At 41.7% G+C, this 1,166-nt stretch carries 2 protein-coding genes; both read right to left on the bottom strand.

Annotated features, from left to right (window positions below; translation table 11 throughout):
* Positions 1–162: 162 nt before the first annotated feature.
* A complete protein-coding gene (locus L977_RS02750; protein WP_023330592.1) occupies positions 163–609 on the bottom strand; it encodes an SMI1/KNR4 family protein in 447 nt (148 codons plus the stop codon).
* Between the two features lie 13 nt (positions 610–622).
* Positions 623–1,166 (bottom strand): HNH/ENDO VII family nuclease (locus tag L977_RS23525; RefSeq protein ID WP_331422179.1); only part of this gene is annotated, 544 nt, incomplete at its 5' end.

The following is a 1,166-nucleotide window of genomic DNA, read 5'->3' on the forward strand; positions in this document are numbered from 1 at the left end:
GATCCTCGCGCAAGCGCTCTTCCAGAAAGGCAAGACTCTCAGATTTAGCAAGAATGACGCCACCGTTTCTTGGGACCCATTTACATTATAAGGCCCAAGTTCCATCTTAGACCTTATAATGTTAGCTCTTGATTGAAAAGATCAAAATTTACTTAAAAAAAATCATGTCCGTAATTTCACATAATTATCAAAAAACTCAGAAAACGAAGCGTTTAAAGTGTTTGTTTCTTTTCTGGAAAACAGATCATAATTAATAACTCGACCAAAAGTTTTGCCGCCACAGTCTATACACCAACAAACTTCGTCATCTTTGAAATAGATAACTGCATAGTTTTCAGGAAGGGAGAACTCAGTCCGGCAATAATTTGTATCATAAAAAACAGCACCTCCGGATTCTTCGAGGGCATTGTTATCAACAACTCCTGAGATCTCCTCTCCAATTACACCGCCGCCGCCAACCAAATGTAAGAACTCTTTAAAATCAAGTGGGAGTTTAATACCCAGATTATTTTCAAGTATGTCAATCTGCTCTAGATCAACCGGGCCTAACCAAAACACCTCGTCTGTAGCATTCTTATCTAAATGCTCAATTGCAGTTTTGATAGTCATCTTTTACACCCTATTAAAAATCCAATGATCTCAACTTCCAATACGCGCTTCTAAATCTGTTGTACTGCCTATCAAGTTCAGGAGTATTTCTAAAACTCCCACCATTCTCAATTAATCCATGCAATTGCTTATGATACAGCTTATGCGTTGATGAAAGAATTTCCACCATCGGTCCAGGCTCTTGTCCAAGAACATGATGGAGGTTAACTTGTTTTCCATCCGTGCCAATCGGAGCATAGCCATTCTTCATCAAATCAACATTTGTCCAACCATCCTTAACTTTCGCTTTGATTGAAGGATGAACTGACGGATGAACCGACTTAGGGACACCTGGATGTATATCAACAGTATTTTTATAGACTGTACGTCCCAGAATGGTTCCAGGCTTATATTTACCTGAGGATGAACACCTACTCAACCCCCACGGATCCACCCACCCCAGCGCATTCGGCGCGTACTGGTAAAGGTTTATCCCCCCCTCCAGCCCTATCGGGTCCTGCTGCGTAAACCTTCCGCAGTCCGGGTCATAATACCGGAACAGATTGTAGTGCAGCCCT

It is taken from the genome of Enterobacter sp. ZOR0014 (assembly GCF_000798855.1).
In the GTDB taxonomy this organism is placed as follows: domain Bacteria; phylum Pseudomonadota; class Gammaproteobacteria; order Enterobacterales; family Enterobacteriaceae; genus Enterobacter; species Enterobacter kobei.